Source organism: Isoptericola sp. NPDC056618, assembly GCF_042792715.1.
GTDB classification, from domain to species: domain Bacteria; phylum Actinomycetota; class Actinomycetes; order Actinomycetales; family Cellulomonadaceae; genus Isoptericola; species Isoptericola nanjingensis.
Genome location: NZ_JBHTVZ010000003.1, coordinates 321,444 through 331,670, shown reverse-complemented (window position 1 = coordinate 331,670; position 10,227 = coordinate 321,444). Strand labels below are relative to the sequence as shown.

The 10,227-nt window shown below is 72.0% G+C and carries 9 protein-coding genes and 1 rRNA gene; 9 read left to right on the top strand and 1 reads right to left on the bottom strand.

The window, feature by feature from the left end; translation table 11 throughout:
* The first annotated feature begins 145 nt into the window (after window positions 1-145).
* The 5 genes from rrf to ACFQ8T_RS07370 all read left to right on the top strand — a co-directional run bounded on the left by rrf (window position 146) and on the right by ACFQ8T_RS07370 (window position 4,602).
* Window positions 146-262, top strand: a 5S ribosomal RNA gene (gene rrf, locus ACFQ8T_RS07390).
* 675 nt (window positions 263-937) lie between these two features.
* Window positions 938-1,441, top strand: coding sequence for a 2-oxo-4-hydroxy-4-carboxy-5-ureidoimidazoline decarboxylase (gene uraD, locus ACFQ8T_RS07385; protein ID WP_430545893.1), 504 nt, complete (start codon window positions 938-940; stop codon window positions 1,439-1,441).
* Complete coding sequence (gene uraH / locus ACFQ8T_RS07380; protein WP_430545892.1) at window positions 1,438-1,776, top strand: hydroxyisourate hydrolase; 339 nt, start codon at window positions 1,438-1,440, stop codon at window positions 1,774-1,776. The genes uraD and uraH overlap by 4 nt, the downstream gene beginning before the upstream one ends.
* 129 nt (window positions 1,777-1,905) lie before the next feature.
* Window positions 1,906-2,850, top strand: coding sequence for a factor-independent urate hydroxylase (gene pucL, locus ACFQ8T_RS07375; protein WP_430545891.1), 945 nt, complete (start codon window positions 1,906-1,908; stop codon window positions 2,848-2,850).
* Window positions 2,851-2,904: 54 nt separating this feature from the next.
* Window positions 2,905-4,602, top strand: a complete 1,698-nt coding sequence (locus ACFQ8T_RS07370) for a nucleobase:cation symporter-2 family protein (RefSeq protein ID WP_430545890.1) — start codon at window positions 2,905-2,907, stop codon at window positions 4,600-4,602.
* An 80-nt stretch (window positions 4,603-4,682) separates the two neighbouring features.
* On the opposite strand, the gene ACFQ8T_RS07365 is transcribed toward ACFQ8T_RS07370, so the two are convergent.
* A complete protein-coding gene (locus ACFQ8T_RS07365) occupies window positions 4,683-5,435 on the bottom strand; it encodes an IclR family transcriptional regulator (protein WP_430545889.1) in 753 nt (250 codons plus the stop codon).
* 109 nt (window positions 5,436-5,544) lie between these two features.
* Between ACFQ8T_RS07365 and ACFQ8T_RS07360 the strand changes: the two genes are divergently transcribed.
* The 4 genes from ACFQ8T_RS07360 to ACFQ8T_RS07345 all read left to right on the top strand — a co-directional run bounded on the left by ACFQ8T_RS07360 (window position 5,545) and on the right by ACFQ8T_RS07345 (window position 10,223).
* Window positions 5,545-7,023 (top strand): NAD-dependent malic enzyme, encoded by a 1,479-nt coding sequence (locus tag ACFQ8T_RS07360; RefSeq protein ID WP_430545888.1) that lies wholly within the window; start codon window positions 5,545-5,547, stop codon window positions 7,021-7,023.
* Entirely contained in the window at window positions 7,020-8,276 is a 1,257-nt protein-coding gene (locus tag ACFQ8T_RS07355) for a DUF6986 family protein (protein WP_430545887.1), read from the top strand. Before ACFQ8T_RS07360 ends, ACFQ8T_RS07355 begins: the two co-directional genes overlap by 4 nt.
* Before the next feature lie 205 nt (window positions 8,277-8,481).
* On the top strand, window positions 8,482-9,285 hold the full coding sequence (locus ACFQ8T_RS07350; RefSeq protein WP_430545901.1) for a hydroxypyruvate isomerase family protein: 804 nt from the start codon (window positions 8,482-8,484) through the stop codon (window positions 9,283-9,285).
* Window positions 9,282-10,223: a 2-hydroxy-3-oxopropionate reductase gene (locus ACFQ8T_RS07345; RefSeq protein ID WP_430545900.1), complete on the top strand. Its 942-nt coding sequence runs from the start codon at window positions 9,282-9,284 to the stop codon at window positions 10,221-10,223. Before ACFQ8T_RS07350 ends, ACFQ8T_RS07345 begins: the two co-directional genes overlap by 4 nt.
* Window positions 10,224-10,227: the final 4 nt, after the last annotated feature.

Sequence of the window (10,227 nt, the reverse complement as noted above, 5' to 3'; positions counted from 1 at the left end):
TAATAAGCCAACAACTTCACACACACTCAAACACTGTTTGACAATTGCATGCTACGCGTCCACTGTGCGGTTCCCGAGAAACGGGCACCACCCCCCACCACCACCAGGTGATGATCAGGGGGTCACCCTGAAAACTCGATACTGTTACGGCGGTCATAGCGTCGGGGAAACGCCCGGTCCCATTCCGAACCCGGAAGCTTAGCCCTTCAGCGCCGATGGTACTGCCCTCGCGAGGGGGTGGGAGAGTAGGACGCCGCCGGACACCCATTCACGAAAGGCCCACCCCACCCCGGGGTGGGCCTTTCGCATACCCGGACTCTGGTGGATGTCCGGACGAGCCCTTCGTGCACTGATGCCCGGGGAGCCACCCGCGCAGTTCGTGCCCACGTCGATGATGGCGGCCTGCCCAGCGCCTCACACCACCGGAGCTCGGCGTCGGGTGGTGCCGGCGCACAGCGGGCGCGAGCACCTGGGCTGTCCGAGGCCCGTCTCGTATCCTGGTCGGACGCACGACGACGTGTGGTCGATGACGACCGGCGAACACAGGCGACGAGGGTCACGCTGAATGCGCCCACGGGGTTCGACCGACACGGTTCCCGCCGCATGGGCCGGTCGACACGGTGCGGCGCCGGGCGGAGGCACACGGGGGGTCGGATGCGCGGGACGAGGCGCTCGGCCGTCGGGCGGGGGCGACACTATGGTCCTGCGCGGTCCTGCGGGAGGGCGTTCGCAAGGTCTTCACGTGCCCGCCGGCGGGGTGTACGCGGCTCCCTGACCAGGGGAGATGACGGTGTCCAAGGGGGTCACCCGGGGGGCGAGCGGCACGCACCGGCCACTGAGCGCGGACTCACTTGACATGCCACCGGCACGAGAGTCAGACTTCACTGAATGGAAACCCACTTCCGGTGGGTGGAATCGCCCGAAGGAGGATCGCTCGATGACGAGTGCAGGTCTCGAGGCATTCAACGCGGCGGACATCGACGCCGCACGCGCTCAGGTGCTCTCGTGCGCGGCCGTGACCCGGTGGGCCGACGCGGTGGTCGCCGGCCGCCCGTACGCGGACACCGCGGCCGCACTCGCGACGGCGCGCGCCGTGGCGGACCCGTGGAGCGAGGAGGAGATCGACTCCGCGCTCGCCCGTCATCCGCGCATCGGTGAGCGTGCCTCCGGGGAGGACGCGGACGCGGCGCACTCGCGCCGGGAGCAGGCCGGGCTCGGCGACCTGAGCGGTTCGGTGGAGGAGCGTCTGCGCGCGGGCAACCGTTCCTACGAGGAGCGGTTCGGTCACGTCTTCCTCATCCGGGCCGCGGGCCGCACCGCCGACGAGATCCTCGCCTCGCTCGAGGAGCGCCTGGGGAACGATCCCGCCACCGAGCGACGCATCGCCGGCCAGCAGCTGCGGGAGATCGCCGTGCTGCGGCTGGAAGGAGAGCTCTCATGACCTCGCACATCACCACCCACGTGCTCGACGCGGTGTCCGGCCTGCCGGCCGCCGGGGTGGCCGTCTCCCTGTGGAGCGTCGGCGCGGACAGCGCCGCGCGGCTCGCGGACGCCACGACCGACGCCGACGGCCGGGTCAAGGACCTCGGCCCGGAGTCTCTCGAGCCCGGCACCTACCGCGTGACCTTCGCGACCGGCGACTACTTCGCCGCGCAGGGGGTCGCGACGTTCTACCCGTCGATCACCATCGACTTCACGGTCGAGGCCGGGCGCGACCACTACCACGTGCCCTGCCTGCTCAGCCCGTTCGCGTACTCGACGTACCGCGGGAGCTGACGGGCCGCCAGGCCCGCATCACCGGCCGCGGCAGAGGCGCCGCGGCCTGCGTCATCGTCATCGGAGACGTATGGGGGCCGCCCTCGGGGCGGTCCCGCGACAACGCAACAACAGATGAAGGAGTCAGCAATGACCGCCACCGCCACCGACGCCCAGGCCGCCACGGGCACGATCGTGCTGGGCGACAACCAGTACGGCAAGGCCGAGGTCCGCGTCATGAAGGTCGACCGTGACCAGGCGCGCCACCGGATCACCGAGCTCTCGGTGACCTCGCAGCTCCGCGGTGACTTCTCCGCCGCGCACATCGACGGCGACCAGGGCCGCGTGGTCCCCACGGACACGCAGAAGAACACGGTGTTCGCGCTCGCCAAGGACGGCATCCCCTCGCCGGAGGAGTTCGCCCTCCGCCTGGGCGAGCACTTCGTCTCGAGCTTCGACTGGATCGAGGGCGGCCGCTGGGAGGCCAAGGAGTACACCTGGGAGCACATCCCCTCCTCGCTCACCACGCACGTGACCGACGGCGAGCACGACCACGCGTTCGTCAAGGGCGGCACCGAGACCCGCACGACCGTCGTCCAGCGCGACGGCGACGAGGTCTTCGTCGTCTCCGGCCTCGAGGACCTCAAGGTGCTCAAGTCCACGGGCTCCGAGTTCCACGGCTTCCCGAAGGACCGCTACACCACCCTGCAGGAGACCACCGACCGCATCCTCGCGACGTCGGTGACCGCCCGCTGGCGCTACACGTCGCTGGACATCGACTTCAACGCCGTCTACGACGACGTGCGTCGCATCCTGCTCGAGACGTTCGCCGACGTGCACTCGCTCGCGCTGCAGCAGACCCTCTACCAGATGGGCAAGCGGGTGCTCGAGGCGCACCCGGAGATCGGCGAGATCAAGTTCTCGATGCCGAACCTGCACCACTTCGTCGTGGACTTCGAGCCCTTCGGCCTGGAGAACCCGAACGAGGTCTTCTACGTCGCCGACCGCCCGTACGGGAAGATCGAGGCGGAGGTGAAGCGGGAGGGCGCCGACCAGGAGCCCCGCGCGTGGGCCACCGTCACGGGGTTCTGCTGATCCAGGTCCTCTGATCAGCGAGGCACCGTGCAGTCGGTTCGAAGGAGCATCGAGATGAGCACGACGACCATCGACGCGGCGGCCGCGACCGGCACGCCGCAGGGCGGTCGACCGGAGGACGAGCGCTACCCGCTCGGCAAGACCTTCCTCTACGGCCTGCAGCACATCATGACGATGTACGGCGGCGTGATCGCGCCGCCGATCATCGTCGGGCAGGCGGCGGGGCTGACGGGCGCGGAGATCGGCGTCCTCGTGTCGGCCGCGCTGCTCGTGAGCGGACTGGCCACCGCGCTCCAGACGCTCGGCATCCGCTTCTTCGGGTCGCAGCTCCCGCTCGTCCAGGGCATCTCGTTCGCCACCGTGTCCACCATGGTCGCGGTGGCGAGCGGGGACGGCGGGCTCCCCGCCGTCTTCGGCGCCATCATCGTGGCCGCCGTGATCGGCCTGGCGATCAGCCCGTTCTTCGCGCAGGTCGTGCGGTTCTTCCCGCCGGTCGTGACGGGCACGATCATCACGATCATCGGCATCTCGCTGCTGCCCACGGCGGCCGGCTGGATGATGGGCGGCGACGAGGCGGCGGCCGACTGGGGCTCGGTGCCCAACATCGCGCTGGCCCTCGGCACGCTGGTCGTGGTGCTCGCGCTCAGCCGGTTCCTGCAGGGCACGATCTCCCGACTGTCCATCCTCTTCGGCATCATCCTCGGGACCGTGGCGGCCGTGCCGTTCGGGCTCGCGGACTTCTCGGGGGTGGGCGAGGGGTCGCCGTTCGCGCTGCCGACGCCGTTCGCCTTCGGGGCCCCGGTCTTCGAGATCGGCGCGATCATCTCGATGACGATCGTCATCCTCGTCATCATGACGGAGACGACCGCCGACCTCATCGCCATCGGCGAGGTGCTCGACACCAAGGTCGACGCGAAGCGGGTGGGAGACGGCCTGCGGGCCGACATGGCCGCGACGCTGGTCGCGCCGTTCCTCAACTCGTTCCCGGCCTCGGCGTTCGCGCAGAACGTCGGCCTGGTCGCGATCACCGGCATCCGTTCGCGGTTCGCCGTGGCGGCGGGCGGCGGCGTCCTGTTCGTGCTGGGACTGTTCCCGGTGCTGGGACAGGTGGTCGCGGCGATCCCGTCGCCCGTGCTGGGCGGCGCCGGCATCGTCCTGTTCGGCTCGGTGGCCGTGTCCGGTATCCGCACGCTGTCGCGCGTCGAGTACGAGGGCAACCTCAACCTCACGCTCGTCGCGGTCGCGCTGGGCTTCGGCATCATCCCGATCGCCGTCCCGGACTTCTACGACCAGTTCCCGACCTGGGTGGGCATGATCTTCCACTCCGGGATCGCGGCCGCGGCCGTCGTCGCCGTGCTGCTCAACCTCGTGTTCAACGAGATCCGCTGGGGCCGGCGCAGCAAGGACCCGTCGGTGTTCACCGCGGGCTCCTCGGCGCGACTGGTCGTGACGGAGGAGCAGGAGCAGCGCCGGGCCGAGTACTTCGCGCGGCTGGACGCCGAGCGTCAGGAGGAGCGTCGCCGCGCCCGCCTCAACGCGGACGTGCGGGCGCGGGTGCGCCACGGTCACGGCCGCCGGTCGGGCTGCGTGTCGGCCATCGACCTGGACGCGGACGGCGTGCCGGACGTGCTCCAGATCCGCGAGGGCGCGCGCGACGCGGTCGCGGGCCGACGTCCCGGCGCCCGCGCGGCGGCGGACGACACCCGTCCGCAGCTGGTGCACGCGGGCGCCGCCGAGCCGGGGGACGGGTGACCATGATGCTCGCCCCGGCACGACGCAGGGCGCGAGGCGGGATCCCCGCCTCGCGCCCCGCGTCGGGTCGCCGCGTGCCGTCAGGCCGCGGAGAGCAGCTCCTTCGAGATGGTGTCGGCCATCTCGTGCAGCAGGGGGAGCGCGGCCTCGCCGAACTCGTAGGTCACGCGGGCAGCGGGCCCGGAGACCGAGAGCGCGGTCGGGGTGGGAGCGCCCTTCACCGGGACGGCGAAGCACCGCACGCCGATCTCCTGCTCGCCGTCGTCGACGGCGTAGCCCTGCTCGCGGATCGTGCCGATCTCCTTGAGGAGGTCGTCGACGTCCGTGATGGACAGGTCGGTGGCGGGCGGCATCCCGACGCGACCGACGATGTCGCGGATCGTCTGGTCCGGCAGCTCGGCGAGCACCATCTTGCCGACGCCGGTGCAGTGCGTGTAGACGCGCCGTCCCACCTCGGTGAACATCCGCATCGAGTAGGACGACGAGGCCTGGGCGACGTACACCACCATGTCGCGGTCGATCATCGCGAGGTTGGCGCTCTCGCCGAGCTCGCGGGCGAGCCGCTCCAGGTGGGGGCGGGCGCCGGCGCCGAGCTGGCGGCCGGCGCTCTCGCCGAGCCGGATGAGGCGCGGCCCCAGGGTGTACCGGCGGTTCGGGAGCTGGCGGGCGTAGCCGCGGCCGACGAGCGTCCGCATGAGCCGGTGGATCGTGGGGAGCGGGAGGCCGGCGGCGGCCGCCAGCTCGCTGAGCGCGGCGTCGCCGCCGAGGTCGGTCATGATCTCGAGCAGGTCGATCGCCCGGTCCACCGACTGGACTCCGGTGCCGTTCGCCATGGGTCGTGTCCCCCTTTGCCAAGCCTCACGAACCGGTCCCGGTTCTAGAAACCATCCTTCCACATCTCGAAACTTCATGTCATCAGCACGTCGAAAGGAAACCCAGGCCATGGCGATGCCCAGCCCCAGCTACACGATCACCCTCCGCGTCGAGGCCCCGGCCTCGCAGCGCGCGACGAGCGAGATCGTCCACGAGATCGCCACGGCCGGCGGCTCGGTCATGGGCGTCGACATCGCCCAGTCGCACGCCGACACGATCGTCGTCGACGTCACCTGCGACACGGTCGACGCCGAGCACGGCGAGCGGATCGTCGCGGCGCTCGACGCCCTCGACGGCGTGCGCGTGCTGAAGATGTCGGACTCGACGTTCCTCATGCACCTCGGCGGCAAGATCTCCGTCACGCCCAAGGTGCCGCTCAAGACGCGCCGCGACCTCTCGCGCGCCTACACGCCGGGCGTCGCCCGCGTCTGCCTCGCGATCGCCGACCGCCCCGAGGACGCGCGCCGCCTCACCATCAAGCGCAACACCGTCGCGGTGGTCACCGACGGCACCGCCGTCCTCGGCCTCGGCGACATCGGCCCCGAGGCCGCCATGCCGGTCATGGAGGGCAAGGCGGCGCTGTTCAAGCAGTTCGCCGACGTGGACGCGTGGCCCATCGCGCTCGACACGACGGACACCGAGGAGATCATCCGCACCGTCAAGGCGATCGCCCCGGGCTTCGGCGGCGTGAACCTCGAGGACATCTCCGCGCCCCGCTGCTTCGAGATCGAGAAGCGTCTGCGCGAGGAGCTCGACATCCCCGTCTTCCACGACGACCAGCACGGCACGGCCATCGTGGTGCTCGCGGCGCTCATCAACGCGCTCAAGGTCGTGAACAAGAAGATCGAGGACGTCCGCATCGCGGTGTCCGGCGTCGGCGCCGCGGGCTCGGCCATCATCCGCCTCCTGCTCGCCCAGGGCGCGAGGGACATCGTCGGCTTCGACCGGCACGGGGCGCTCACGCCCGAGTCGGCCGGCGACGACGCGAACCGCACCTGGATCGTCGAGAACACCAACCCGTCCGGGTTCACCGGGACCCTCAAGGAGGGGCTCGTCGGTGCCGACGTCTTCGTGGGCGTCTCGGCGGGCAACATCCTCACGGGCGCGGACGTCGCGGCGATGAGCGACGACGCGATCGTGTTCGCCCTCGCGAACCCGACGCCCGAGGTCGACCCGATCGCCGCGGGCGAGACGGCCGCCGTCGTGGCGACCGGCCGCAGCGACTACCCGAACCAGATCAACAACGTGCTGGCGTTCCCGGGCCTGTTCCGCGGCCTGCTCGACGCGGGCGCCACGCAGATCACGGACGAGATGCTGCGCGTGGCCGCGGTCGCGATCTCGTCGGTGGTGAGCGAGGACGAGCTCAACTCCGCCTTCATCATCCCGGGCGTGTTCGACAGCCGCGTCGCCGAGGCCGTCGCGGAGGCCGTCCGGGCCGAGGGCCTCAAGGAGGTCCCGGTGGCGGAGCACCGTGCCGAGGACGCCGAGCACCTGGCCCAGCACCTCGGCCGTGCGCTGCAGGCCGAGGGCGCGGCGGTGGCCCGATGAAGGCGTCCCTCGACCAGGCCGCGCTCGACGACGTCGAGCGGCGGCTCGCCGCGCACGACGCCCACCTCGAGCGCGCCTACCCGGGCGACGACGGCACGCGCCAGCCCGTGCACACCGTGTACGTGCCGGCGCACCGGTACGCGGCCGGGCTCGCGGGGGACTGGGGCGCGCAGGCTCTCGCGGCCGTCGAGGCACAGGGCACGGACGCGCTGCTGGACGCCGTCGGCGTGCGGGACGACCTGCGCGAGGCGGTCGCGGCCCAGGTGCAGCGCAAGCTCGCCGCCGAGCCGATCGAGGACCTGCGCATCGACCTCGAGGACGGGTACGGCACCCACCCGGACGCCGACGAGGACGAGGTGACCGCCGCCGCGGCCGCCGCGCTGCGCGCCGAGCTGGACGCCGGGGGAGCGACGCCGTTCGTCGGCATCCGGTTCAAGTGCTTCGAGCGGCCCACCCGGGCGCGCGGCCTGCGCACGCTGGACGTGTTCGTCAGCACGCTCGCGGCGTCGGGCGACCTGCCCGACGGGCTCGTGCTCACCCTGCCGAAGGTGACCGGCGTCGTGCAGGTCGAGGCGATGGTCGCCGTCTGCGAGCGGCTGGAGGAGGCGAACGGCCTGCCGGCCGGGCGCCTGCGCTTCGAGGTGCAGGTGGAGACGCCGCAGTCGATCCTCGACTCCGCGGGCACCGCGACCGTGGCGCGGATGATCCACGCGGGGACGGGGCGCGTGAGCGGCCTGCACTACGGCACGTACGACTACTCGGCGTCGCTCGGCATCGCCGCGGCGTACCAGTCGATGGAGCACCCGGCGGCGGACCTCGCCAAGGAGGTCATGCAGCTCGCGTCCGCCGGGACGGGCGTGCGCCTGTCCGACGGGTCGACGAACGTGCTGCCGGTCGGCGACGGCGCACAGGTGCGCGCCGCGTGGGCGAACCACGGTCGCCTCGTGCGGCGCTCGCTGGAGCGCGGCTTCTACCAGGGCTGGGACCTGCACCCGGCCCAGCTGCCGAGCCGGTTCGCGGCGACGTACGCGTTCTACCGCGAGGGCTTCGAGCCGGCGGCCGAGCGGCTGTCGAACTATGTGAACGAGGTGGAGGGGGCCGTGCTCGACGAGCCCGCCACCGCCAAGGCGCTCGCGTGGTACCTCAAGCGCGGCGTCGACTGCGGAGCCCTGGGCGCCGACGAGATCGTGGAGCGCACCGGCCTGCAGCCGGCCGAGCTCACGGCGATCGTGACGCGCCCGCTCGGGGGCTGACGTCCCGGGTATCGGCGCAGCGCACGGCCACGACGGCCCGGCAGGACGACGTCCTGCCGGGCCGTCGTCGTGTGCGCGGCGTCACGACCGCACCGCGGGACGGCCCCGGGCAGGGGTTGACCGATCGCGCCGACCCGGCGTAGCGTTTTCACTACAAGGAACCAATCTTCCATCTGGCGAAAGCGAGTCAGCGATGACGGACCAGATCCCCTACACCGTGAACTGCTCGATCCTCCTCACGGACCTGCCGCTCCTGGAGCGTCCGGCGGCCGCGAAGGCGGCCGGCTTCGACGGCGTCGAGCTCTGGTGGCCCTTCGCCACGCCGACGCCCGACGCCGACGAGATCGACGCGTTCGTCGGGGCCCTGGCCGACGCCGGCGTCCAGCTCACCGGCCTCAACTTCGACGCCGGCAACATGCCGGGCGGCGACCGCGGCCTGATCTCGTGGCCCGCGCGCTCGGCCGACCTGCGCGCCAACCTCGACGTCGTCGCCCGCATCGGCGAGCGCACCGGCTGCCGCGCGTTCAACGCGCTGTACGGCAACCGCGTCGAGGGCGAGGACCCGGCCGCGCAGGACGCGCTCGGCGCCGAGAACCTCGCGCTCGCGGCGAAGGCCGTCGAGCGCATCGGCGGCACCGTGCTGGTGGAGCCGGTCTCCGGCACCCCCGCCTACCCGCTGAAGACGTCGGCCGACGCCGTCGCCGTCCTCGACCGCGTGCGCGACGAGCACGGCGCGACCAACCTCGGCCTCCTGTTCGACGTCTACCACCTGTCGGTCAACGGCTCGGACGTGGACCTCGACCTCAAGACCTACGGCGACCGCATCGCCCACGTGCAGATCGCCGACGCCCCGGGCCGCGGCGCCCCGGGCAGCGGGGACCTGCCGATCCAGCGCTGGATCGGCGACCTCCGCGCCGCCGGCTACGCCGGCCCCGTCGGCCTCGAGTACAAGACGACGGACCCCGACCCGTTCGCCTGGCTCCCGCGCGAGCAGCGCTCGGCGCGCTGAGAAGCCGGCACCACGCAGCCGGCACCGCGACCCCTGACCTCCCCGGAAGGACACGACCAATGAGCACCATCGCCTTCATCGGCCTCGGCATCATGGGCAGCCCGATGGCCGTCCACCTGCAGGACGCCGGGCACTCCGTCGTCGGCTACAACCGCACCGCCGCCAAGGCCCAGCCCCTCGTCGAGGCGGGCGGCACCGCCGCCTCCTCCGTCGCCGAGGCGGTCAAGGCCGCGGACGTCGTGGCCGTCATGGTCCCGGACTCCCCGGACGTCGAGGGCGTCCTCACCGGCGACGACGGCGTCTTCGCGAACGCGCAGCCGGGCACCCTGATCGTCGACTTCTCGTCGATCCGCCCGGACGTCACCGTCGCGCTGGCCGAGCAGGCGAAGGCCGCCGGCTTCCGCTACCTCGACGCGCCGGTCTCCGGCGGCGAGGCGGGCGCGAAGAACGCGGCCCTGTCGATCATGGTCGGCGGCTCCGCCGAGGACTTCGCCGCGGCGTCCGACGTGTTCGACGCGGTCGGCAAGACGGTCGTGCACGTGGGCCCGTCGGGCTCCGGCCAGACCGTCAAGGCCGCCAACCAGCTCATCGTCGCCGGCAACATCGCGCTCCTCGCCGAGGCCGTCGTCTTCCTCGAGGCGTTCGGCGTCGACACGGAGGCGGCCGTCAAGGTCCTCGGCGGCGGCCTCGCGGGCTCCGCGGTGCTCGACCAGAAGGCCGCGAAGATGCTGGGCCGCGAGTTCGCCCCCGGCTTCCGCATCGACCTGCACCACAAGGACCTGGGCATCTTCACGACCGCCGCGCGCGAGCAGGGCGTCGTCGCCCCCGTCGGCGCGGTCGTCGCCCAGCTCATGGCCGCGGCCCGCGCCGAGGGCGACGGGTCGCTCGACCACTCCGGCCTCTTCCAGGCGATCGCGCGCCTGTCCGGTCGCGACTGACGTC